This is a genomic window from Mesorhizobium sp. M4A.F.Ca.ET.050.02.1.1 (assembly GCF_003997725.1).
GTDB lineage: Bacteria > Pseudomonadota > Alphaproteobacteria > Rhizobiales > Rhizobiaceae > Mesorhizobium.
On the sequence record NZ_RZSG01000028.1, the window covers coordinates 1 to 22,056 of the forward strand.

The following is a 22,056-nucleotide window of genomic DNA, read 5'->3' on the forward strand; positions in this document are numbered from 1 at the left end:
GATGGTGACGTCCTCGTCTTCGCCGGGGATGGCCATGGCGATGTGGCCTTCCAGGTAGAAATGCTCCTGGCCGCCGACGCGCATCTTTCCGTTGAGCTTGCGCGGCGCCGCCTTGATCGCCGCCGCCGCGTCGCCGCACCTTAGCGTCAGCGGTGGCGTGACGAGCTTGTCCTTCCTTGGGTTTAGCTCGCCGATGTCGGTGACGAAGGGCAATTGCTTGTATTCGACCTTGGCCAGCCGGGTGGCGCGGCGCGCCTGTTCGCGCGTCTCGGCGATGACGCAGAAGATCGGCTGGCCGTAGAACTCGACCTTGCCGTCCGCCAGCACCGGTTCGTCATGGCGGCCGGTCGGCGAGATGTCGTTCTCGCCGGGCACATCCTTTGCCGTCAGCACGTCGACGACGCCGGGCGCCGCGCGCACCGCCGAAAGGTCCATCCTGGTGATGGTGGCATGCGTTGCCGCCGAAAGGCCGAGGCAGCCATGCAGGGTGCCGGCCGGCTCCGGCATGTCGTCGATATAGACCGCCGTGCCGCTGACATGCTTGTGCGCCGAATCGTGGCGCTGATCGCTGGCGACGCCGCCCTTGATCTTCTGCGCCTTCAGGTTGGGGACGTGCTTGGTCATCAGGCGGCCTCGTAGCGTGAGACCTGGAGCGGCGCCCTGGTGCCGGTGGTCTCGACAAAGAAGCGCAGCAGAAGGTTCTTCGCCGCCAGCGCCCGATATTCGGCGCTTGCCCGCATGTCGGTCAGCGGCGTGAAATCGCTGGCGTATTCGGCCATCGCGGTCTCCACGGTTTCCTCCGTCCAGGCCTTGCCGAGCAGCGCCTTCTCGACGGCAAAAGCCCGCTTCGGCGTCGCCGCCATGCCGCCATAGGCGATGCGGATGTCGGTGACGGTGCCGTCCTTGGTCAGGGCGAGATGGAACGCGCCGAGGGCGGCGGTGATGTCCTCGTCGCGGCGCTTGGTGATCTTGTAGACGGCAAACTTTGTCGCCTTGGCCGGCACCGGCACATGCACGGCCTCGACGAATTCGCCCGGCCGCCGGTCCTGCTTGCCGTAGGCGATGAAGAAGGTCTCGAGCGGGATGGTGCGCCGCTTGTTGCCGCGCCGCAGCGTCAGCCGCGCGCCGAGCGCGATCAGCGGCGGCGGCGTGTCGCCGATCGGCGAGCCATTGGCGATGTTGCCGCCGATCGTGCCCATGTTGCGCACCTGCTCGCCGCCGATACGGTCGAACAGCGGACCGAGCGCCGGTATCCGCTTCGACAGCATCGCGAAGGCGTCCGAGTAGGTAACGCCGGCGCCGATCGAGATCACGCCCTTGTCCTCGGATATCGCGCACAGCCCGTCGAGATTGCCGATGAAGACCGCCGGCGCGATCTCGCGCATATGCTTGGTCACCCAGAGGCCGACATCGGTGGAGCCGGCGACCAGTGTCGCACTCGGCTCCTTGTCGAGCAGCTTGGCCAGATCGTCCGCATTGGCCGGCACGATCAGCCGCGCCTTGCCCGAGCCGATCTCGACGCGCGCGCCGTCCTTCATCGCCGCGAGCCTTGCCGTGATCGCCTTGCGCTCCGCCGCCAGCGGGTCCTTCGCCGCCTTGCCGTAGCTGGAGATGGCACGCGCCGCGCGCATGATCGCCTCATAGCCGGTGCAGCGGCAGAGATTGCCCTGCAGCGCCTTCTCGATCGCCGCGTCCGACGGGTCGGGCGAGCGCATCCACAGCGCGTAGAGCGACATGACGAAGCCTGGCGTGCAGAAGCCGCATTGCGAGCCGTGGAAGTCGACCATCGCCTGCTGCACCGGATGCAATTTTTCGCCGTCGCCGCGCAAATGCTCCACGGTCACGACGTGCGTGCCGTCGAGCGAGCCGAGGAAGCGGATGCAGGCGTTGACGCCTTCATAGATCAGCTTGCCGGCCGAAAGCCTTCCGACCAGCACCGTGCAGGCGCCACAGTCGCCCTCGGCGCAGCCTTCCTTGGTGCCGCGCAGCGTCCGATTGAGCCGCAGCCAGTCGAGCAGTGTCGCATCGGGCGCGACATCGACCAGCGCGACATCCTCGCCATTGAGAATGAAGCGGATTTCGTTTCGGGTCTTGACCTTGGCCATGTCTCAGCTCCCCCGATAGGTCGAATAGCCATAGGGCGAGATCAGCAGCGGCACATGGTAGTGGCGTTCTTCCGCCATGCCGAAGCGGATCGGCACGATGTCGAGGAAGGCCGGCTCGGGCAGGCTCGTCCCTTGCCCGCGCAGATAGTCGCCGGCGGCGAACACCAGCTCGTATTCGCCGGTGCGGAAGTCCGCGCCGACAAGCAGCGGCGCATCGCAGCGGCCGTCATCATTGGTGACCACCGTCTTCAGATGCGTGCGCGCCTGGCGCTCGATACGGAAAAGCTCGATCGACAGGCCCTTGGCCGGCCTGCCGGTGGCAGTATCCAGCACATGGGTCGTCAGGCGCCCGCCATCGGCTTTCGACGTTTCTGCCACTGCCGTCTCCCATTTCCAGTACGGCCGATTGGCCGGTACAGTCGAACGTCTTCTGGTCAATTGTGCGCCAATTAAAGGCGATGCATAAGTCCCGGTCGAGCGGAGCGCGACAAAAAGCACTTTCAAAAATTTTCGGGGGAATGCACGAGCACTCCTTTCGATATCTTCATCTCAACAGTCGGGCAGGAGTGACGATGCGTTACGAACGGGACATGCGCGGTTACGGGGCCAATCCGCCGGACCCGAAATGGCCTGGCGGCGCGCATGTCGCGGTGCAGTTCGTCGTCAATTACGAGGAAGGCGGCGAGAACTGCGTGCTGCACGGCGACAAGGCTTCGGAAGCCTTCCTGTCGGAGATCGTCGGCGCTGCCCCCTGGCTCGGCCAGCGCCACTGGAATATGGAATCGATCTACGAATATGGCGCCCGCGCCGGCTTCTGGAGGCTCCACCGCCTGTTCACTGAAGCTCTAGTGCCGGTGACCTGCTACGGCGTCGCCACGGCGCTGGCGCGCTCGCCCGACCAGGTGGCGGCCATGCAGCAGGCCGGCTGGGAGATCGCCTCGCACGGGCTGAAATGGATCGACTACCGCGATCATTCGCCCGAGGACGAGAAGCGAGACCTCGAAGAGGCGATCCGGCTGCATTACGAGGTGACCGGCGCTCGGCCGACCGGCTGGTACACCGGCCGCACTTCGATCAATACGGTGCGGCTGGTCGCCGAGGAGGGCGGCTTCGACTACGTCTCCGATACCTATGACGACGAGTTGCCCTACTGGTTCGATCGCGGCGGGGTGGACAAACCGCAACTCGTCATCCCCTACACGCTCGACGCCAATGACATGCGCTTCGCCACGCCTCAAGGCTTCAACTCCGGCGACCAGTTCTTCGCTTATCTGAAGGACAGTTTCGACACGCTCTATGCCGAGGGCAAGGCCGGCCGGCCGCGTATGATGAACATCGGACTGCATTGCCGGCTGGTCGGCCGGCCGGGTCGCGTCGCGGCGCTCAAGCGCTTCGTTGATTATGTGAAATCGCACGACCGGGTCTGGCTGGCGCGGCGCATCGACATCGCCAGCCACTGGCGCGAGACGCATCCTTACCAGGCGCCGGCGCTGCGTCCGTCGAGGATGGAGTTCGAGGCCTTCGTCCATGCCTTCGGCAGCGTGTTCGAGCATTCGCCATGGGTCGCCGAGCGCGCCTATGAGCTGGAACTCGGCCCGGCGCATGACAGCGCCGGCGGCGTGCACAATGCGCTCTGCCGCGTCTTCCGCGCCGCAACCGAGGCTGAGCGGCTGTCCGTGCTCAACGCCCATCCCGACCTTGCCGGCAAGCTGGCGAAGGCCAGGCGGCTGACGGCGGAATCGGCCAGGGAGCAGGCCTCCGCCGGACTCGACGCGCTGACCGACAAGGAACGCGAGCTGTTCTCCAAGCTCAACGCCGCCTACGTCACCACTTTCGGCTTCCCCTTCATCATCGCGGTCAAGGGCAAGAGCAAGGACCATATCCTGGCGGAGTTCGAGCGGCGCATCGGCAACAGCCGCGCCACCGAGTTCGAAACCGCCTGCAAACAGGTCGAGCGCATCGCGCTGCTTCGGCTGAAAGACATGCTGCCGCTCTAAATGTTTGGTTTTACGCAACTCCGGACGAAAGACCGTCACACACTGGATTTGCTCTGAGGATCAGGACTATGGACATGATCAAGACGCCCGAGCGCACCTACTACGCACCGCATGGCGGCCATCCCGGCCAGAGCGAGCTGCTCACCGGTCGCGCCGTCTTCACCGAGGCCTACGCCGTCATCCCCAAGGGCGTGATGCAGGACATCGTCACCAGCGCGCTGCCGTTCTGGGACAAGACCAGGGTCTGGATCATCGCGCGGCCGCTGTCGGGCTTTGCTGAGACCTTCTCGCAATACATCGTCGAGGTCGAGCCCGGTGGCGGCAGCGAGCGGCCGGAGCCGGATGCCGGCGCCGAGGGCGTGCTGTTCGTCGTCGAGGGCGAACTCAGCGTTTCGCTTGCCGGCGAGAAGCATGCGCTTCGCCCAGGCGGCTTTGCCTTCCTGCCGCCGGCCAGTGGCTGGACGGTGCGCAACGAAAGCGCTGCCGCCGTCCGCTTCCACTGGGTGCGCAAGGCCTATGAGGCGGTGGATGGCATCGACACGCCGCCGGCCTTCTTCGCCAACGAGCAGGACATCGCGCCGAGCCCGATGCCCGGCACGGAAGGTCGCTGGGCGACGACGCGCTTCGTCGACCCCGCCGACCTGCGCCACGACATGCATGTCACCATCGTCACCCTGGAGCCGGGCGCGGTCATCCCCTTCGCCGAGACGCATGTGATGGAGCATGGGCTCTATGTGCTCGAAGGCAAAGCGGTCTACCGCCTCAACCAGGACTGGGTGGAGGTCGAGGCCGGCGACTTCATGTGGCTGCGCGCGTTTTGCCCGCAGGCCTGCTATGCCGGCGGCCCGGGCAATTTCCGCTATTTGCTCTACAAGGACGTCAATCGGCACGCCAAGCTCGGCGGCGCCGGCATAGCGGGGCGGGCTCGGTGACCCGCATCGTTGCCCGGCCGCTGACGCGCGAAAACTTCGCCCCGTTCGGCGACGTCATCGACATGGGCGGCGCCAATCACTACCCGATCAATGGCGGCAAGGCCGAGCGCTACCATGATCTCGCCACCGCGGAGGCGACCGGGCCCAATGCGCGCGTGCTGATCTCCATGGTCCGCGGCACGCCCTATGAGATGCCGCTCAAGCTGACCATGGTCGAGCGCCATCCCTTCGGCAGCCAGGCGTTCATTCCGCTGTCTCCAAGCCGATTCCTGGTCGTCGTCTGTCCTGACGGCAAGGATGGCCCAGGCGAGCCGCACGCCTTCATCACCGCGCCCGGCCAGGGCATCAACTACCGCCGCAACCTCTGGCACGGCGTGCTGACGCCGATCGGCGAGGCGCAGGACTTCCTGATCGTCGACCGCGGCGGCGACGGCTCCAACCTCGAGGAGTGCCATTTCTCGCACTCTTACGAGATCCACCTTCCCTGAACGCCCGAGATTACCCGTCATGACCGACATTTCACTGATCGACCGCCTGCTTGACGTCATCGAGCACGACATCGTGCCGAAGACGGCCGAGGGCGTTGCGCATGGCAACAAGCTGTTCGGCGCCGCGATCCTGAGGAAGGATGACCGCTCGCTGGTGCTGGCCGAGACCAACAACGAGATCGAAAACCCGCTTTGGCACGGCGAAGTGCATTGCCTGAAGCGGTTTTACGAAATGCCGAAGGCCGAGCGCGTCGACACCAGCGACGCGATCTTTCTCGCCACCCACGAACCCTGCTCGCTCTGCCTGTCGGCCATCACCTGGACCGGCTTCGACAATTTCTACTACCTCTTCAGCCACGAAGATTCGCGCGACAGCTTCGCCATCCCGCATGACCTGAAGATCCTGAAGGAGGTCTTCACCCTCGATCCCGGCGGCTACAATGCCGAGAACGCCTATTGGAAGAGCTTTTCCATCCGCCGGCTGGCGCGGGCGCTGCCGGAGGCCGAGCGCCAGCGGCTGGAAGCGCGCATCGGCAAGATTTCCGCACGCTACGAGGAGCTGTCCGGCGCCTATCAGGAAAGCAAGGCAGACAACGACATTCCGTTGAACTGACGCGGATTGACCAGCCGATTTCGCCGGCTGGCCCATGACGCGGCGGCGCCGGCTCCATCATGTGCTCGCCCATGAAAACCGTCACCGAATTTCCCCGCAAGGTCGTCGAATTTCCCGATATGGGCATTGTCATGCCAGATGGCTGCCGGCTGTCGGCGCGGGTGTGGATGCCGGAAGATGCCGGCAACGATCCGGTGCCGGCGATCCTCGAGCACCTGCCCTATCGCAAGCGCGACGGCACCATCTTCCGCGATCAGCTGACGCATCCCTATTTCGCCGGCCACGGCTACGCCTCGATCCGCGTCGACATGCGCGGCAACGGCGATTCCGAAGGGCTGATGGACGACGAATATTCCGAGCAGGAATTGCAGGATGCCTGCGACGTCATCGCCTGGGCGGCTGCCCAGCCCTGGTGCAACGGCAATGTCGGCATGATGGGCATCTCCTGGGGCGGCTTCAACTGCCTGCAGGTCGCCGCCAAGCAGCCGCCGGCGCTGAAGGCGGTGATCAGTCTATGCTCGACCGTCGACCGCTATGCCGACGACATCCATTACAAGGGCGGCTGCCTGCTGATCGAGAATTTCGGCTGGGCCTCGACGATGCTGTCCTATTCGTCGCGGCCGCCGGATCCGCTGATCGCCGGTGGCAACCGCTGGCGCGATTTGTGGCTCAGCCGGCTTGAGAACCAGCCGTTCCTGGCGCCGCTCTGGCTCAGCCACCAGCACCGCGACGCCTACTGGAAGCGCGGCTCGATCTGCGAGGATTTTTCGGCTGTTCATGCGGCCGTGCTGTCGGTCGGCGGCTGGCATGACGGCTATCGCAACACCATCTCGCATCTCGTCACCAACATCGAGGCGCCGGTCAAGGGCATCGTCGGCCCGTGGATCCACAAATACCCGCACTACGCGGGACCCAGGCCAGCCATCGGCTTCCTGCAGGAGGCCCTGCGCTGGTGGGACCGCTGGCTGAAGGGCGCCGAGACCGGCGTCGACACCGACCCAGCCTATCGCGCCTATGTGATGGACAGCGTGCGCCCGGCACGCTGGCACCCGGAGCGGCCGGGCCGCTGGGTTGCGGAGCAGGAATGGCCGTCGTCAAGCATCAGGGCGGAGGCGATCGAACTGATCCCGGAAGGCGCCAAACCGGCCATCGTCGCCACGCCACAGAACTGTGGGCTCGCCGGCGGCGAATACTTTCCCTTCACCTTCGGCCCCGAATTGCCGGGCGACCAGCGCCCCGACGATGCGCTGTCGGTGTGTTTCGACCAGCCGGTGCTTGACCAGGCGATCGACATTCTCGGCGCGCCGGAGCTGCTGGTCCGCGTCGCCTCGGACCGGCCTCAGGCCAACATCGCCGTCAGGCTCTGCGATGTGCACCCCGACGGCGCCTCGGAACTGATCTCCTACGGCGTGCTTAATCTAACCCATCGCGGCTCGCACGAATTCCCCGAGGCGCTGGTACCCGGCGAGACCGTCTCGGCGCGGGTCGTGCTCGACCAGTGCGCCTACCGCGTGCCGGCCGGCCACAAGCTGCGGGTCGCCGTCTCGAATGCCTATTGGCCGATGATCTGGCCCTCGCCGGAGCCGGTCCGCCTCGATCTGTCGAAGGCCACGCTCAAGCTGCCGCTCCGCCCGTTGGCCAAAGGCGGCGAAACCGCTTTTCCCACTCCCGAGGGCGCCACGCCCTGGCGGACGGAGACCATCCGCCCCGCCAATTCCGAGCGCCATGTCGACCGCAACGAAAGGACCGGCATCGTCACGCTCTCCATAACGGATGATTTCGGCGAGGTGCGCGACCTCGCGCATGGCCTCGCCAATGGCAGCATCGTCAGGGAGATCTGGGCGATCCATCCCGACGATCCGCTGTCAGCCTCGGGAAAAACCCACTGGACGCAGACCTTGTCGCGAAATGGATGGTCGGTGCGCACCGAAATCTTCGCCGAGATGCGCTCCGACGCGCGGAACTTCGTGCTCAGCGCCAGAATCGAGGCCTATGAGGGCGAAAACCTCGTCTTCCAACGTGACTTCGAACAGACGGTTCCGCGCGCCCTCGTTTGAGGGCTGGCAGGATTGGTCCAATTGCGACGCGCCATTTACGCCACGGCATGTCGCTTTCGGTCTTGCTTACACCTTTCCGTTGCGCTCATTATCCTCACAAGAAACAAGAAACGACCGTACGGTCGAACCATCAGAGTGAGGAACCTGCAATGTCTAACGAATTGGACTATCTCAGCCGTCGTGTCGCCGCCGGCAAGCTCAGCCGTCGCGACTTTCTCGGCCGCGCCGCCGCGCTCGGCATCACCGCGCCCTTCGCCAACTCGCTGCTGTCGAGCGCCGCGCGCGCTGCCGGCCCGGTCAAAGGTGGCACGCTGAAGGCCGGCCTCGTCGGCGGTGAATCCACCAACAGCCTCGATCCCGCGCTGATGATGACGCAGGTGCCGTTCGCCTTCGGCAAGTGCTGGGGCGAAATGATCGTCGAGCTGTCGCCCGAGGGCAAGCTCGAGAACCGCATCGCCGAGGAGATCGGCTCGTCCGACGATGCCAAGGTCTGGACGCTGAAGATCCGCGACGGCGTCGAATTCCACAACGGCAAGACCGTGACCGCCGAGGACGTCGCCGCCACGCTCGAGCGCCATTCGGACGAGAAGTCGAAGTCCGGCGCGCTCGGCTACATGAAGGGCATTGAGAGCATCAAGGCCAGCGGCAAGGAAGTGGTGCTGACGCTGAAGGAGGCCAATGCCGACCTTCCCTACCTGCTCAGCGACTATCACCTCATCGTCCAGCCGAACGGCGGCAAGGACAAGCCCGATGCCGGCATCGGCGCCGGCCCGTACAAGATCGTGACCAACGAGCCCGGCGTGCGCCATGTCGGCGAGCGCTTCGCCAATTACTGGCAGGGCGACAAGATGGGTCATGCCGACCAGATCGAAGTGGTCGTCATCAACGACGCGACGGCGCGCACCGCGGCCCTGCAGGGTGGCCAGGTCAACATGATCAACCGCGTCGAGCCGAAGATCGTCGACCTGATCAAGCGCGTGCCCGGCGTCACCATCCGCAACCATGCGGGCCCCGGCCACTACGTGTTCATCATGCATTGCAACACGGCGCCGTTCGACAACAACGACCTCAGGATGGCGCTGAAGCTGGCGATCGACCGCGAGGAGATGCTGAACAAGGTGCTGCGCGGCTACGGCTCGCTCGGCAACGACTTCCCGATCAACGCGTCCTACCCGCTGTTCACCGAGATCGAGCAGCGCAAGTACGATCCGGATAAGGCCAAGTTCCACTACAAGAAGTCCGGCCACGATGGTTCGGTCCTGCTCAGGACCTCCGATGTGGCTTTCCCCGGCGCCGTCGATGCAGCGCAGCTCTACCAGCAGAGCGCGGCCAAGGCCGGCATCAAGCTCGAGATCAAGCGCGAGCCGGGCGACGGCTACTGGAACGAGGTCTGGAACAAGCAGCCCTTCTGCGCCTCCTACTGGGGCGGACGCTCGACCCAGGACCAGATGTACTCGACCGCCTATCTGTCGACGGCCGACTGGAACGACACGCGCTTCAAGCGTCCGGACTTCGACAAGATGGTGCTGGCCGCGCGCGCCGAGCTCGACGAAGCCAAGCGCAAGGCGATGTACCATGACATGGCCGTCATGGTGCGCGACGAAGGCGGCCTGATCCTGCCGATGTTCAATCAGTTCATCGACGCCACGGGTGCTAAGGTCGGCGGCTGGGTCGACGATCCGCATCAGGAACTGATGAACGGTTACGCTTTGGCGAAATGCTGGCTCGAAGCTTGAGCCTGGCCTTGCGGAGATGTCCTCACCCATCGTGAAACTGGTGGCCCAGCGCGTTGCGCTGGGCATCCTCCTTTTGTTGGCCGTTTCGGTCCTGATCTTCGCCGGCACCCAGATCCTGCCCGGCGACGTCGCGCAAGCCATTCTCGGACAATCGGCGACGCCGGAGTCGCTCGCCAATCTGCGCGAGCAGCTCGGGCTGAACCAGCCTGCCTATCTCCGCTACTTCCACTGGCTGGGCGGCGTGCTCACCGGCGATCTCGGCACCGCCATGTCGAGCGGGCAGGACATCGCGACGTCGATCAAGGACCGGCTGTGGAACACGCTGTTCCTTGCCTTCTGGGCGGCGATCGTCGCCGTGCCGCTGGCGATCATCCTCGGCCTGATCGCGGTGCGCTATCGCAATGGTTGGGTCGACAAGCTGATCTCCGGCGTGGCGCTCGCCTCGACCTCGTTCCCGGAGTTCTTCATCGGCTATCTGCTCGTCTTTTACTTCGCCGTGCAGCACCAATGGTTCCCGGCCATTTCCACCGTCTATGAGGGCATGTCCTTCGGCGAGCGCATGCAGGCGATTGCGTTGCCGGCCGCGGCGCTGACGCTGGTGGTGCTGGCCCACATGATGCGCATGACGCGTGCGGCGATCCTCAACGTCATGCAGTCGGCCTATGTCGAGACGGCCGAGCTGAAGGGTCTGTCGGCTTTCGCCGTCATCCGCAAGCATGCCTTCCCGAACGCCATCGCGCCGATCATCAACGTCGTCATGCTTAACCTCGCCTACCTAGTTGTCGGCGTCGTGGTGGTCGAGGTGATCTTCGTCTATCCCGGCATGGGTCAGTACCTGGTCGACCATGTCACCAAGCGCGACGTGCCTGTCGTACAGGCGGTCGGCCTCATCTTCGCCGCCGTCTACATCAGCCTCAACATTATCGCGGACATTGCGGCGATTGTCGCCAATCCGCGGCTCAGACATCCGAAGTGAGGGGGCGGGCATGCAGACCCTGAGACGCATTCCCATCCCCTCGCTGATCGGCCTGGTGCTGACGGCGTTGTTCGTGCTGGCGGCGATCCTCGCGCCCTGGATCGCGCCGCATGGCAATGCCGAGATCGTCGGCGACGTCTGGGAACCGATGTCGTCGGCGCATTGGCTGGGCACCGACAATCTCGGCCGCGATCTTCTCTCGCGCATGATCTACGGCGCCCGCATCACCCTCTTCATAGCCGTGCTGGCGACAGCGCTGTCCTTCTCGCTCGGCGCCATACTTGGCTTCTCGGCGGCGGTGTTCGGCGGCTGGTACGACACGCTGCTGTCGCGCCTCGTCGACCTGCTGATGTCGATCCCGACGCTGATCATGGGCCTTGTCGTGCTTTCGGTGCTGCCCACCAACCTGGTGACGCTGATCCTGGTGATGGGGGTTCTCGACTCCACCCGCGTCTATCGCCTGTCGCGCGCCGTCGCCGTCGACATCAACGTCATGGACTATGTCGAGGCCGCCAAATTACGCGGCGAAGGCAGCGGCTGGATCATCTTTCGCGAGATCCTGCCCAATGCGCTGTCGCCGCTGGTCTCGGAACTCGGCCTGCGTTTCATCTATGCGGTGCTGTTCCTGTCGACGCTCTCCTTCCTCGGTCTCGGCGTCCAGCCGCCGGATGCCGACTGGGGCGGCATGGTGAAGGAAAACAAGGACGGCATCGTCTTCGGCATCGCGGCGGCGCTGATCCCGGCAGCGGCGATCGCGGCGCTTGCCATCTCGGTCAACCTTGTCGCCGACTGGGTGCTCAACCGCACGGCAAGCCTGAAGGGAGGGCGCGGCTGATGGCTGACACCAAAGCAAAGTCTGGCCTGCTGCTCGACATCCGCAACCTGCGCATCGAAGCGACCGTCTATCCGCCCGGCGAGCAGCCTAAGACCATTACCCTGGTGCACGACGTATCGCTGACGCTGGAGAAAGGCAAGGTGCTCGGCCTGATCGGCGAGTCCGGCGCCGGCAAGTCGACCATCGGCCTGTCGTCGATGGGCTATGGCCGCGGCGGCGTGCGCATCACCGGCGGCGAGGTCATCCTCAACGGTCGTGATATCCTGAAGGGCGGCAAGGAAGGCTTCCGCAGGTTGCGCGGCCGCGAGGTCTGCTACGTCGCGCAGTCGGCTGCCGCCGCCTTCAATCCGGCGCACCGGCTGATGGACCAGGTAGTCGAAGCCGCCCTTCTGCACGGCACGGCAACGCGGGCCGAGGCAGAGAAGCGCGCCGTCGCGCTGTTCAAGAAGCTCAGCCTGCCCAACCCGGAAACCATTGGCGAACGCTTTCCCCACCAGGTCTCCGGTGGCCAGCTGCAGCGCGTCATGACGGCGATGGCGCTGTGCTCCGAGCCGGACCTGATCGTCTTCGACGAGCCGACCACCGCCCTCGACGTGACGACGCAGATCGACGTGCTGGCGGCGATCAAGGACGCCATCCGCGACACCCATGTCGCGGCGCTCTACATCACCCATGACCTTGCCGTCGTCGCCCAGGTGTCGGACGAGATCATGGTGCTGCGCCACGGCCGGCTGGTCGAATGGGGCGGCACCCGCCAGATCATCAAGGAACCGCGCCAGGAATACACCAACGCGCTGGTGTCGGTGCACGAGATCGCGCACCAGGAGCAACAGCCCGGCACGACGCCGGTGCTGTCGGTGAAGAACGTGACCGCCGCCTATGGCCGCAGCCATATCAAGGTGTTGAAGAACGTTTCGGTCGACATTTTTCCCGGCCAGACGCTGGCCGTCGTCGGCGAATCCGGCTCGGGCAAGTCGACGCTGGCGCGCGCCATCACCGGTCTGTTGCCGCCCGAGCAGGGCGGCATCGTCTTCGATGGCCGCACGCTCGGCAACAAGCTCGCCGATCGGCCGAAAGAGGACCTGCGCCAGCTGCAGATGATCTATCAGATGGCCGACGTGGCGATGAATCCGCGCCAGACCGTCGGCACCATCATCGGCCGGCCGCTCGAATTCTATTTCGGCATACGCGGCAGCGAGCGCGACCGGCGCGTCGCCGAGCTGCTCGACAAGATCGAGATGGGCAAGGGCTTCGTCGACCGCTACCCGGCGGAGCTCTCCGGCGGCCAGAAGCAGCGCGTCTGCATCGCCCGCTCGCTCGCCGCCAAGCCGAAGCTGATCATCTGCGACGAGGTGACGTCGGCGCTCGACCCGCTGGTGGCCCATGGTATCCTCGAGCTTCTGCTCGGACTGCAGAAGGAAGAGGGCGTCGCCTATCTGTTCATCACCCACGACCTCGCCACGGTGAAGTCGATCGCCGATTCGATCGCGGTGATGTATCGCGGCGAGGTGGTGCGCTACGGCGCCAAAAGCAAGGTGCTGTCGCCGCCCTTCGACGCCTACACCGATCTTTTGCTATCCTCCGTCCCCGAAATGGAGATCGGCTGGCTGGAGAAGGCGATCAAGGGCCGGCGCATGGCGAGCGCGGGCAACTAGGACGCTCCTCGCGCGTCTGGGACGCCCCAGACGCCGTCTCCCGCAAGACCGCATGGAGCCACCCGTGGCGCTCGCGACCAAGCTTCTGCTCATCATCCTTGACGGCGTGCCCTACCGGAACTGGCGCCGGCTGATGGGCAATCTCGAGGGCTGGGTTCAGTCGGGCGAGGCGCGGGTCTGGAAGATGCGCTCGGTGCTGCCGTCGACCTCGGCCTGCTGCTATGCCTCGATCCACACCGGGGTTGCGCCGCAGGTGCATGGCATCCTCTCCAACGAGAACCGGTTCAGGGTCCAGCAGCCGGACATCTTCTCCGAGGTCAGCAAGGCCAGCGGCAAGACGGGTGCCGTCACCCATTCCTATTGGTCGGAATTCTTCCGCTCCTGTCCGTTCGACCTCATCGAGGACATGGAATTCGACGAGCCGGGCGGGTCGATCACCCATGGCCGCTTCCACACCATGACCGGCTACAACGCCAGGAACCAGATGACGCCGAGCGATGTCGACCTGTTCGCGACGCTGACCATGCTGACCAGGCGCCACGGCATCGATTACGGCATCTTGCACACCTGCACGCTGGATTCGATGGGCCATCGCTTCGGCCATGACTGCCACGAGATGGACCATGCCGTCTATGCGATGGACGCGATGCTCGCCGCCTTCCTGCCGGTCTGGCGGCAAGCCGGCTACGAAGTGATCGTCACCGCCGACCATGGCCAGACCGACCGCGGCCATCATGGCGGCCACGACGACGAGATGCAGGATTTCGCCCTGTACTATTTCGGTCCGGGCAAGGGTCCCGAGCCAGACACGCTGCTGGACCAGTTGCAGCTGGCGCCGACGGTGCTGAAGCGCCTCGGCGTGCCAGTTCCGGCAACGATGAGGGCGAAGGCGTTTTTGGAGTGAAACGCGGCGTTGGCGCCCCCTCTCCCCGTCACTATACGGGGAGAGGGTAAGGGTGAGGGGCAGCGCCAACATCGACAATTGCCAACGCCGGCGCCGCCCCTCATCCGCCTGCCGGCACCTTCTCCCCGTATAGTGACGGGGAGAAGGCAGATACTCTGGCAACCTCCCCGCTCTTCGGTTAGCCTCCCGAAAATTCCTTGGCGGAAGGATGAACCTTTTTGGACCGATCGGCGACAGAGCTACGAGGAGCCAGGCGGCTCGACCGGCCATGACAGCGGCGATGGAGACCGATCGGGCGCTTGTCGACCGGGTCGCGAAGGGCGACCGGGCTGCCGTGCGGCTCCTGTTCATGCGTCACCACGCGCGGGTCTACCGTTTCGTGGTGCGCCAGACGGGATCGGAAATGATGGCCGACGATATCGCGAACGAGGTGTTCCTCGAGCTGTGGCGCCAGGCGCCCAGCTTCGAAGGACGCTCGGAAGTCTCGACATGGCTGCTCGGCATCGCCCGCTTCAAGGCGCTGTCCTCGCTGCGCAAGAAGAAGGAGGACTGGATCGACGACGATGACGCGGCCCAGGTCCCCGACAGCGCCGACACGCCGGAAGTCGTCACCATGAAGGAAGACAAGGGCGCCGCCCTGCGGCGCTTCATCGACGCCTTGCCGGAAGAACATCGCACGGTGATCGACCTTGCCTATTATCACGGACAGTCGGTGACCGAGATTGGCGAGGTGCTCGGCATTCCCGTCGCCACGGTCAAGACCAGAATGTTCTACGCCCGCAAGAAACTCGGTGAGGCCCTCAAGGCCGCCGGTTACGACAGGGGGTGGCCATGAGCGCCGCTGAAAAGATGTCGCGCCGCGACGAGATGGAAACGCTGCTGCCGTTCTACCTGAACGGCTCGCTGGAAGGCGCCGAGCTCGAAGCCGTCGAGGAATGGCTTGCGAGCGACCCGGCGGCGCTTGCCGCGCTCGGCGAGGCCGAGGCCGAATTCTCCGGCACCGCTGCCGCCAACGAGGCGATCCGCCCGCCGGCCGACGCGCTGAGCCGATTTGCCCGGACGCTCGACGCCGAGGCCGGTCCGGCGCGTGCGCCGGCCAGCCCGTCATGGCTCACGCAGGCCCTCAATCGCTTCTTGGCTGTGCCGGCCACTGTCGCCTGGGCGGCCGCAGCGGCGTTGCTGGCGCTGGTGGTGGTGCAATCCTTCGAGCAGCCCGGCGGCAAGGGCACTGATTTCGAGGTCGCCGGCACCGGGGACGAGCTGGCGAAGCTGCCGTTCGCTCTCGTCAAGTTCAAGCCGGAGGCGAAGATGTCCGACATCGCCGCCTTCCTCGATCAGAATGGGCTGAAGATATCAGGCGGGCCGACCGCCGCTGGCGTCTTCCATATTGCCTTGCCGGCCAAGACGAGCGCCGACTACGACAAGCTGCTTGGCCTTATTGCCGCCCAGCCCTTCGCGGATGCTGTGATTGAGGGAAGGAAACCGGTTGATGGCGGCTAGAGCAGTCATCGCATTCGCTGGATTTCTGCTGGCGGCGACGACAATCGCCGCCACGCCCGTTTTTGCGCAGGGCAAGGACCAGCCGCCGGCGCAAACCGATTGTGCCGACCGGACAAACGCCGCCGGCGCCGACTGCGCCAAGGATGGCGGGACGTCCGGCACCGGGTCTGTCGGCGGCGCCGCCGTCTTTCTGCCGGCGCTGATCGTCGACCTGTTTCCCAATCCTCCCGGCGGTGCGGCGCCGCTGCCGACGCCCGACCAGCGCCGCGATCCGGCCAGTACTCTGCCGCCGCCGGCTCCGCCCGCGCCGCCCGTGCAGGCGCCGGCACTTGGCGGCCCGATCATTTCGCCGACCGACCTCATCGCCACCGAGCCGCAGCGCGCCATCGTCGGTGATTTCGTGCCCGACGAGGTGCTGGTGACGGTCGACGGCGATGCCGCTACCGTACAGCAGATCGCTGCTTCCTTCGGCCTCGAAGTGCGCTCTGAGCGCCAGTCGCGCCTGCTCGGCACCACGCTGGCGCGGTTCGGCATTCCCGACGGCCGTCCGGTCGGCGTCGTGCTGGCGCAGCTTGCCGCTGACGGCCGCACAAGACGGCGTGAGCCCAACCATGTCTATTCGCTGCAGCAGGCGGCCGGTATCGTCAACTATGCCTTCGATCGCATCGCGCTCGACGCCAAGGCGGCGAGCGGCGAGAATGTGCGCGTCGCCGTCATCGACACCGGAATCGACGACACCAACCCGGCGCTGTCGGGCGTCATCGCCGACCAGTTCGACGCCATGCCCAACGTGCCGATCGAAAAGCGCGACCATGGCACCTCGATCGATGGCCTGATCGCCGGCGTCGGCGCGCTCAAAGGCATGGCGCCGGGGGCAAAGATCTACCATGCCCGTGCCTTCGAGGGTGGCAAGTCGACCATGGACGTCATCCTTTCGGCGCTCGACTGGGCGGCGGAGCAGGACGTGCGCATCATCAACATGAGCTTCGTCGGCCCGAAGAATGACCTGCTCGGCATTGCTTGCCGCAACGCTCGCTCGTTGGGCATCGTGCTGGTCGCCGCCGCCGGCAACAACGGGCCGAAAGCACCCTATGGTTACCCGGCGGCCTTTGACGGCGTCATCGCCGTGACCGCCACCGATGCCAAGGACGGGTTGATGCCGCAGGCCAATCGCGGCGCCTATGTCTTCATCTCGGCCCCCGGCGTCGAGATGGTGGCGCCGAGCGGCGCCGGCTCCGACGTCGTCACCGGCACGTCCTTTGCCGCCGCGATCGTCAGCGGGGCCATCGCCAACCTGATCCATGTCGCGCCCGACCGTTCGGCCGACGAAATCGAGAAGGCGCTGGCCGACACCGCAAGGGACCTTGGCCCGAAAGGCAGGGACAATGACTTCGGCTATGGCCTGCTGGACACCAAGGCGGCGGAAGCTGTGAAGAAGGAATGAGCTTCAGTCGAGATGGATCGGGTGCCCAATCAACAAACTTGTCGCCAATGGCCTAGATTGGTGAGCAGTGGAAATCATTAACGGTCATTCGACAGCAGTTACAGAATGACCGAGATGGGACTGGAAGCAAACTGACCGTTTCTGGGGTCCGCGATAGCTCGATAGCCGCGAATGGCTGGCCTCCGTCCATGACAGTCTCGGCGGGCCCGAGAGGGCACTATGATCAGATTTCAGTTCCCTCGCGCCGCTGCACTGCGGGGTCGTATTGTGAGAGTCCCACGATGCTTCAGCTTCGGCCACCACGGGCCAATCGCGACAATTGCCCTATCGGAATGGGCAAATCGTGATGCGCACATTCTATCGATTGGTTGCCGTTATGATCGTGGTGTCCGGCTTGACCGGTTGCATCAGTGTTTCCTACTACGCGCAATCCGTGCAGGGTCATCTGCAGATCATGACGGCGCGCAGGGATGTCGGAAAACTGATCGAGGACCCTTCGACGCCGAAGGCATTGCGCGCCCGAATGGTATCGGCGAGCGCCATACGACAGTTTGCAACTGATGAACTGGCGCTGCCCGATAACAGCAGCTACCGCAGCTATGTCGACATCGGTCGGGACTCGGTGACCTATGCCGTCTTTGCCGCGCCGGAATTCTCGCTGACGCCACGAACATGGTGTTTTCCCGTTTTCGGCTGCGTCCCCTATCGAGGATATTTCTCCAAGAAGTCTGCGACTGAAACCGCCGTCGAACTTCAAGGACAGGGCATGGACGTCTTTGTGACCGGCATCACTGCCTATTCCACGCTTGGCTGGTCAAGTGACCCGCTGTTAAGCACGATGCTCAGCCAGGATGAGACATATCTTGCTGCGCTGGTTTTCCATGAACTGGCCCACCAGCGCGTCTACGTGCACGGCGATTCCGCATTCAACGAGGCGTTCGCTGTCGCCGTCGAAACAACCGGGGTAAAAAAATGGCTGCGCGCCGCTGGCGCTACTGCGCAATTGCGCCGTTACGAAGCCGCTGAGAGGCGCAAAGCTGAATTTCTTACGCTTGTCTCCCAAACCCGGGACGAGCTAGGACAAATCTATGGCAACTCCGGCACCTCGGAGCAGAAGCGGGCCGCAAAGATGGCCGCGATTGAACGGCTGCGGACGCGCTACCGACACATGCGCGACAGGCGCTGGGGTCGATACCGGGGATACGATGCCTGGTTCGCCTCCCCAATCAACAACGCAAAGCTCGCCGCGACTTCCGTTTACAGTGATCGGGTGACCGCATTTCTCCGCCTGTTCGACTTGTGTTCGGGCAACTATGCACGGTTCTATGCGTCGGTTCGACGGATTGGCGTACTGGACGAACCTCATCGCGCCGAAACACTTGCGGCGGCAGATAGCTGCTATTGAGCCCGTCAATGTAAAGGCCGAAGCGTCTCCTTACGAAGTTCCTCGAGCGGCACGTGGCGAAGCTTGTCGGCGCCCCTCAGGAGTTTGACCCGACCGACCAGTCCAGGCCTTCTTTCGCCAAATGCCTTCGGCGCAGGAGCGCCGGCCCTATTGTCGCATCGTCGGAACGAATGCGATCAGCGGCTGTTTAGCCATCGAAGGGACCGCAACCAAGGATGTGGAATGTTTGACTTTCAGAACTTGGAACTTGCAATCGCGAGGCAACGCGTGAACCGGGCGGAACTCGCCCTTGAGCGTGCTGAGGAGATGCTCAACGAAGAGTGCGGCGTCGGTATCAACTTGGCGCTTTGCTGCCGGATCACGTCGGCGCGACGGCGTGTCCTTGATGCAAGAGCGCGCCTGATGAAGATCGATCGGACCAACCACCCACTGAGGGCGGCAGCCCGATGATAGCGACCTTTGACATCGAGACTGCCAAGCATAGCGCCACATATCGTGCTGCTGGGCTCGCGCTGCTGACGCATCAGGTCGTGCATCATATCGAACTGACGGACGCCGCGGGAGAGAAGGTCGAGCAGGCGCTGGCGAGGCTTGCTGAGGCGAACGCTCGCGCGGACGGGCGCGCGCAGCCGTAAGGCGACATCATCCGGCTGGAAGTTCGCGCAGCGATGCGGCGAGTTGCGGCCGCTGTTTCGGTTCTTGCCGTTTGATATCAATATGATTGTGGCCGAGGTGGTTGGCGCCGGTCATGCCCGCTGCTGCGCCCCAACGAAGTTCGGCTCGTTGACCGATATCAGGCGCATAGCGGCAGTTCGGACTCCGTCGCTGCGAGCGATTGAGTTTTGATCCTAACCCGGCGCGCCCGCCACCGACCCCCGCACCACCAGATCGACCGGCCAGACCTCGCCGCGGGCGCCCTCCTCGAGTCCTGATATGCGCGCCGCCAGGCGCTCTGCGACGCGGGCGCCGGCGAGCCGGATCGACGAGCGCGTCGTCGACAGCGGCACGGGGAAATTCTCCGGCTTCAGCCACGGAAAGACATCGTCATGCGCGATCAAGGACAGGTCGCCCGGAATGGTCAGGCCGAGATCGCGCACCGCGCGCACCACGCCGAGCGACATGATCAGGCTGGAGCAGGCGATCGCCGTCGGCGGCTCGCTCTGTTCGAGCAGGCGCCTGGCGGCGCGGTAGCCGTTCTCCTCGGTCATGGTGAGCGAACAGATATGGCGCTCGCCAAGCACGAGGCCAGTCGTGGTGAGTGCCCGGCGCATGCCGCGCTCGCGATGGATGGCGAAGGTCTCACGGTCGTCGCCGTTGATCAGCGCCAGCCGCCTGTGGCCGAGCTGGACCAGCAGCCGCGCCGCCTCGTGGAAGGCGCCCTCGTTGTCGATGTCGAGGAAGGCATAGTCGAAGTCGAAGCCCTCGCTGCGGCCATGGACGATGAAGGGGATGCCGAGCGTGTTGAGCAGCGCCACCCGCCGATCGGCCGGCCGCGGCGAGGAGATGTAGACCGCGTCGACCTGCCGGTTGGCGACGATGCGCCGGTAGGTGGTCTCCTGGTCGTCGGCGTCCGCCGGCGACAGCACCAGGTCGAGCTCGTGCGAGCGGGCATAGTCGCCGAGGCCGGACAGGAACTCGACGAAGTGCGGATCGATGTCGACGGCGGCGCCGGTCGGCAGCACATAGCCGATCATCCCGGTCTTGCCGGTCGCCAGTCGGCGCGCGCTCGGATTGGGGCGGTAGCCATGTCGCTTGGCCGCGTCCATCACCCGCCGCCGCGTTTCCTCGTTGACCTCGGGATAGCCGTTCAGTGCCCGGCTCACCGTGGTCTGCGACAGCGCCAGCATATGAGCGAGCTGTTTAAGATTCACCGGAGGCCTCCAAGCCTCAAAGCGCTTTTAATTTGAGTCAAAACGACAACCAACGCTGGTGACGTCGAACGCGCCGACCATAAGCATCGTTCAGATGGGTTTGAAGCAAAATTTACTGCTGCAGCGCCAAAAAAACGTGCTGCAGTGCACTTTCTGCGCACCTATTTGCAGAAATTAAATCGATTAGCTTTCTGCCCCCTCTTGACTTCCGGTTGATTCAATGGCGAGATCAAAACGACCAAAGCGCTTTGGAAGACTCTTCGAAAGGTTGCGGTTCCTTTCTGACTGAGTCACAGTCCTGCGGCGTCGGCGGACGGAATGGAGGTTCCGTTCGATTGGCGGAATGGAAATTCCGTCCGATTGTTTGTGACCACTGGGAGGAATATCGATGAAGAAAATGCTTCTGCTGGGCGCCGCGTTCGCGACGCTGGCCTTGAGCCTGCCGGCGCAAGCCGAACTGAAGTTCAAGCCGGGCGAGGACCCGCGCTTCAACTGGCAGAACTACGAGGACCTCAAGAAGGTCGACCTCAAGGGCGAGACGCTGACCATCTTCGGGCCATGGCGCGGCGAGGACGAAGGCCTTGTGCGCACCGTTCTCGAATATTTCCAGGAAGCCACCGGCGTCGAGATCAAGTACTCCTCGTCGGAGAATTACGAACAGCAGATCGTCATCGACACCCAGGCCGGCAGCCCGCCCAACATCGCCGTGCTGCCGCAGCCGGGCCTGATCCAGGACCTGGCTTCCAAGGGCCTTTTGACGCCGCTTGGCGACGACACCGCCAAATGGGTCAAGGACAATTACGGCGCCGGCCAGTCCTGGGTCGACCTCGGCACCTTCAAGGACAAGGATGGCAAGCCGGGCTTCTTCGCCTTCCCCTACAAGGCCGATGTGAAGTCGCTGGTCTGGTATTCGCCGGACAATTTCGAGGAAGCCGGCTACAAGGTCCCGAAGACGCAGGAAGAACTGGCCGAGCTTGAGAAGAAGATCATCGCCGACGGCGGCAAGCCGTGGTGCATCGGTCTCGGCTCCGGCGGCGCCACCGGCTGGCCGGCGACCGACTGGGTCGAGGACATCATGCTGCGCACGCAGACGCCCGACGTCTACGACAAGTGGGTGAAGAACGAGATCCCGTTCAATGATCCGGCGGTCGTCAACGCCATCGACATCTTCGGCAAGATCGCGACCGACGACAAGATGGTCGACGGCGGCGCCAAGGCGGTTGCCGCGACCGACTTCCGCGACAGCCCGAAGGGCCTCTTCGCGGTGCCGCCGAAGTGCTACCTGCACCATCAGGCCTCGTTCATCCCGACCTTCTTCCCCGAGGGCACGAAGCTCGGCCAGGATGCCGACTTCTTCTACTTCCCGCCCTTTGCCTCGAAGCCCGAGCTCGGCACCCCGGTGCTCGGCGCCGGCACGCTGGCCATGATCACCAAGGATTCGAAGGCGGCTCGCGCCTTCATCGAATTCCTGAAGATGCCGCTGGCGCACGAGATCTGGATGGCCCAGGGCGGTTTCGTGACGCCGTTCAAGGGGGTCA

Annotated in this window: 21 protein-coding genes; 17 read left to right on the forward strand and 4 right to left on the reverse strand. The window is 64.5% G+C overall.

Annotated elements, in window-relative coordinates; translation table 11 throughout:
• The 3 genes from EOA33_RS04235 to uraH all read right to left on the reverse strand — a co-directional run.
• The coding region (locus tag EOA33_RS04235) for a molybdopterin cofactor-binding domain-containing protein (protein ID WP_145989063.1) at positions 1–624 on the reverse strand (624 nt) is incomplete at its 3' end.
• On the reverse strand, positions 624–2,105 hold the full coding sequence (gene xdhA / locus EOA33_RS04240) for a xanthine dehydrogenase small subunit (protein WP_126056972.1): 1,482 nt from the start codon (positions 2,103–2,105) through the stop codon (positions 624–626). The genes xdhA and EOA33_RS04235, both read right to left, overlap by 1 nt.
• Positions 2,106–2,108: 3 nt before the next feature.
• Entirely contained in the window at positions 2,109–2,483 is a 375-nt protein-coding gene (gene uraH / locus EOA33_RS04245; protein ID WP_126056971.1) for a hydroxyisourate hydrolase, read from the reverse strand.
• 194 nt (positions 2,484–2,677) lie between these two features.
• Here uraH and puuE point away from each other — a divergent pair, with 194 nt between their 5' ends.
• The 16 genes from puuE to EOA33_RS04325 all read left to right on the forward strand — a co-directional run bounded on the left by puuE (position 2,678) and on the right by EOA33_RS04325 (position 19,282).
• Positions 2,678–4,102 (forward strand): allantoinase PuuE, encoded by a 1,425-nt coding sequence (gene puuE / locus EOA33_RS04250; RefSeq protein ID WP_127405038.1) that lies wholly within the window; start codon positions 2,678–2,680, stop codon positions 4,100–4,102.
• Positions 4,103–4,170: 68 nt separating this feature from the next.
• Complete coding sequence (locus EOA33_RS04255; RefSeq protein WP_127405039.1) at positions 4,171–5,034, forward strand: bifunctional allantoicase/(S)-ureidoglycine aminohydrolase; 864 nt, start codon at positions 4,171–4,173, stop codon at positions 5,032–5,034.
• Entirely contained in the window at positions 5,031–5,522 is a 492-nt protein-coding gene (locus tag EOA33_RS04260) for an ureidoglycolate lyase (RefSeq protein WP_127405040.1), read from the forward strand. The genes EOA33_RS04255 and EOA33_RS04260 overlap by 4 nt, the downstream gene beginning before the upstream one ends.
• Before the next feature lie 19 nt (positions 5,523–5,541).
• Positions 5,542–6,135 carry a nucleoside deaminase gene (locus tag EOA33_RS04265; RefSeq protein WP_127405041.1) on the forward strand — a complete coding sequence of 198 codons (594 nt, stop codon included), beginning with the start codon at positions 5,542–5,544 and terminating at the stop codon, positions 6,133–6,135.
• 71 nt (positions 6,136–6,206) lie between these two features.
• Positions 6,207–8,192, forward strand: coding sequence for a CocE/NonD family hydrolase (locus EOA33_RS04270; protein ID WP_127405042.1), 1,986 nt, complete (start codon positions 6,207–6,209; stop codon positions 8,190–8,192).
• Positions 8,193–8,341: 149 nt separating this feature from the next.
• On the forward strand, positions 8,342–9,928 hold the full coding sequence (locus EOA33_RS04275) for an ABC transporter substrate-binding protein (protein WP_126056965.1): 1,587 nt from the start codon (positions 8,342–8,344) through the stop codon (positions 9,926–9,928).
• A gap of 16 nt (positions 9,929–9,944) precedes the next feature.
• On the forward strand, positions 9,945–10,904 hold the full coding sequence (locus EOA33_RS04280) for an ABC transporter permease (RefSeq protein ID WP_126056964.1): 960 nt from the start codon (positions 9,945–9,947) through the stop codon (positions 10,902–10,904).
• A gap of 10 nt (positions 10,905–10,914) precedes the next feature.
• Complete coding sequence (locus tag EOA33_RS04285) at positions 10,915–11,739, forward strand: ABC transporter permease (RefSeq protein WP_126056963.1); 825 nt, start codon at positions 10,915–10,917, stop codon at positions 11,737–11,739.
• Entirely contained in the window at positions 11,739–13,394 is a 1,656-nt protein-coding gene (locus EOA33_RS04290) for an ABC transporter ATP-binding protein (protein ID WP_127405043.1), read from the forward strand. The genes EOA33_RS04285 and EOA33_RS04290 overlap by 1 nt, the downstream gene beginning before the upstream one ends.
• A 64-nt stretch (positions 13,395–13,458) precedes the next feature.
• Positions 13,459–14,298, forward strand: coding sequence for an alkaline phosphatase family protein (locus EOA33_RS04295; protein WP_126056961.1), 840 nt, complete (start codon positions 13,459–13,461; stop codon positions 14,296–14,298).
• A gap of 268 nt (positions 14,299–14,566) precedes the next feature.
• Positions 14,567–15,133, forward strand: a complete 567-nt coding sequence (locus EOA33_RS04300; protein WP_126056959.1) for a sigma-70 family RNA polymerase sigma factor — start codon at positions 14,567–14,569, stop codon at positions 15,131–15,133.
• Complete coding sequence (locus EOA33_RS04305; RefSeq protein WP_127405044.1) at positions 15,130–15,798, forward strand: anti-sigma factor; 669 nt, start codon at positions 15,130–15,132, stop codon at positions 15,796–15,798. The genes EOA33_RS04300 and EOA33_RS04305 overlap by 4 nt, the downstream gene beginning before the upstream one ends.
• Positions 15,788–17,242 carry a S8 family serine peptidase gene (locus EOA33_RS04310; RefSeq protein ID WP_127405045.1) on the forward strand — a complete coding sequence of 485 codons (1,455 nt, stop codon included), beginning with the start codon at positions 15,788–15,790 and terminating at the stop codon, positions 17,240–17,242. Before EOA33_RS04305 ends, EOA33_RS04310 begins: the two co-directional genes overlap by 11 nt.
• A 346-nt stretch (positions 17,243–17,588) precedes the next feature.
• Positions 17,589–18,647 (forward strand): aminopeptidase, encoded by a 1,059-nt coding sequence (locus tag EOA33_RS04315; protein ID WP_126056956.1) that lies wholly within the window; start codon positions 17,589–17,591, stop codon positions 18,645–18,647.
• A gap of 222 nt (positions 18,648–18,869) precedes the next feature.
• Positions 18,870–19,097, forward strand: a complete 228-nt coding sequence (locus EOA33_RS04320) for a hypothetical protein (protein ID WP_126056955.1) — start codon at positions 18,870–18,872, stop codon at positions 19,095–19,097.
• Positions 19,094–19,282: a hypothetical protein gene (locus EOA33_RS04325; RefSeq protein ID WP_127405046.1), complete on the forward strand. Its 189-nt coding sequence runs from the start codon at positions 19,094–19,096 to the stop codon at positions 19,280–19,282. Before EOA33_RS04320 ends, EOA33_RS04325 begins: the two co-directional genes overlap by 4 nt.
• A gap of 213 nt (positions 19,283–19,495) precedes the next feature.
• Here the strand turns inward: EOA33_RS04325 and EOA33_RS04330 are convergent, their stop codons facing one another.
• Positions 19,496–20,518 carry a substrate-binding domain-containing protein gene (locus tag EOA33_RS04330; protein ID WP_126056953.1) on the reverse strand — a complete coding sequence of 341 codons (1,023 nt, stop codon included), beginning with the start codon at positions 20,516–20,518 and terminating at the stop codon, positions 19,496–19,498.
• A 388-nt stretch (positions 20,519–20,906) separates the two neighbouring features.
• Between EOA33_RS04330 and EOA33_RS04335 the strand changes: the two genes are divergently transcribed.
• Positions 20,907–22,056: ABC transporter substrate-binding protein (locus EOA33_RS04335; protein WP_145989064.1), on the forward strand; the 1,150-nt coding region annotated here is incomplete at its 3' end.

Excerpts from the sequence above, each read along its gene's own strand:
- xdhA (WP_126056972.1), bottom strand. The coding sequence starts at position 2,105 with ATGGCCAAGGTCAAGACCCGAAACGAAATCCGCTTCATTCTCAATGGC.
- puuE (WP_127405038.1), top strand. The coding sequence starts at position 2,678 with ATGCGTTACGAACGGGACATGCGCGGTTACGGGGCCAATCCGCCGGAC.
- EOA33_RS04255 (WP_127405039.1), top strand. The coding sequence starts at position 4,171 with ATGGACATGATCAAGACGCCCGAGCGCACCTACTACGCACCGCATGGC.
- EOA33_RS04265 (WP_127405041.1), top strand. The coding sequence starts at position 5,542 with ATGACCGACATTTCACTGATCGACCGCCTGCTTGACGTCATCGAGCAC.
- EOA33_RS04270 (WP_127405042.1), top strand. The coding sequence starts at position 6,207 with ATGAAAACCGTCACCGAATTTCCCCGCAAGGTCGTCGAATTTCCCGAT.
- EOA33_RS04275 (WP_126056965.1), top strand. The coding sequence starts at position 8,342 with ATGTCTAACGAATTGGACTATCTCAGCCGTCGTGTCGCCGCCGGCAAG.
- EOA33_RS04280 (WP_126056964.1), top strand. The coding sequence starts at position 9,945 with ATGTCCTCACCCATCGTGAAACTGGTGGCCCAGCGCGTTGCGCTGGGC.
- EOA33_RS04285 (WP_126056963.1), top strand. The coding sequence starts at position 10,915 with ATGCAGACCCTGAGACGCATTCCCATCCCCTCGCTGATCGGCCTGGTG.
- EOA33_RS04290 (WP_127405043.1), top strand. The coding sequence starts at position 11,739 with ATGGCTGACACCAAAGCAAAGTCTGGCCTGCTGCTCGACATCCGCAAC.
- EOA33_RS04300 (WP_126056959.1), top strand. The coding sequence starts at position 14,567 with ATGACAGCGGCGATGGAGACCGATCGGGCGCTTGTCGACCGGGTCGCG.
- EOA33_RS04305 (WP_127405044.1), top strand. The coding sequence starts at position 15,130 with ATGAGCGCCGCTGAAAAGATGTCGCGCCGCGACGAGATGGAAACGCTG.
- EOA33_RS04310 (WP_127405045.1), top strand. The coding sequence starts at position 15,788 with ATGGCGGCTAGAGCAGTCATCGCATTCGCTGGATTTCTGCTGGCGGCG.
- EOA33_RS04315 (WP_126056956.1), top strand. The coding sequence starts at position 17,589 with ATGCGCACATTCTATCGATTGGTTGCCGTTATGATCGTGGTGTCCGGC.
- EOA33_RS04320 (WP_126056955.1), top strand. The coding sequence starts at position 18,870 with ATGTTTGACTTTCAGAACTTGGAACTTGCAATCGCGAGGCAACGCGTG.
- EOA33_RS04325 (WP_127405046.1), top strand. The coding sequence starts at position 19,094 with ATGATAGCGACCTTTGACATCGAGACTGCCAAGCATAGCGCCACATAT.